Genomic DNA, 970 nt, shown 5'->3' on the forward strand with positions numbered 1-970 from the left:
CCCCCCCGCCGGCCCGGGGGGGGCCGGGGCGGGCGCCTCCGCGGCCCGGGGGGCCACGCCCCGGCCCCCGCGGGGCCGGGCGGGCCGCCGGCCCAGGGGCTGGCGAAGCCGTCGGCCGGCGTCTCGGTGCGCTGCGCCTGGTCCTCGTACGGGAATCCGCCGGGCGCCGGCGGGCCGGGCGGCGGGTAGCCCGCGCCGGGCCCTTCCGGCCCGCCGCCGGGGCCCTGCCCGAGGTCGGAGCCGGGGAAGCCGCCCAGCGGATCGGTCAGCGGGTCAGGCAGGGGATCGGTCAGCGGGTCGGGCAACGGGTCGGTCAGCGGATCGGGCTGGCCGCTGCCGGGCGCCCCGCCGGGGCCCGCGCCGTACGGGCCGTCGGCGTAGTCCGGGTAGTACGGCTGGCCGCCGGCGGCGCCCGTGGCCCCGCCGGGGCCGCCGAAGCTGTCGTGCTCGCCGTAGCCGGGCGCGCCCTGGTAGCCGCCCTGGCCCGGGTGGTCCAGCGGTCCCGGCCGCTCCGAGCGGGCCACGTAACCGTCGTCCGCGGGGCCGTCGCCCGGCAGGCCGTCCGCGCCGAAGGCGGGGAACGGCTGGGTGGTCTCCTGGGTGGTCTCGGGCGAGGGGCCGGGCGCGGGGGCGGACGGCTGCTGCGCCGCCGGGGCCGCCGGGGGCTGCGGGCCCTTCGCCTTCCTGGGCGCGAACCAGTCGCTGGTCCGCTCGCCCGGCTTGCGCTCCGGCTCGCCCTTGCCCGTGGCGTCACCGCCGCCGACCGCACCGGAACCGGCACCCGATGCGGTGCCTCCGGTGGGCGCCTGGCCCGCGGCCTGCGGGCGGCCCTGGCCCGTACCTGCGGCGGCGCCGCCCGGTCGCGAGCCGGCCGGGTCGCCGCCCGTCGCGCCGCGGGCACCCGGCCCCCCCCCCCCCCCCCCCGGGGGCGGGGCCGCCCCCGCCCCCGCGCCCCCCGCCGCCCCCGCCC

The 970-nt window shown here is 84.6% G+C and carries 1 pseudogene; it reads right to left on the bottom strand.

From position 1 onward, the window contains the following. Positions 1-970: pseudogene (locus tag AAHZ94_RS34560) on the bottom strand (hypothetical protein); the annotation flags it as partial.

The organism is Streptomyces sp. HSW2009 (assembly GCF_040240285.1).
Taxonomy (GTDB): Bacteria; Actinomycetota; Actinomycetes; order Streptomycetales; family Streptomycetaceae; genus Streptomyces.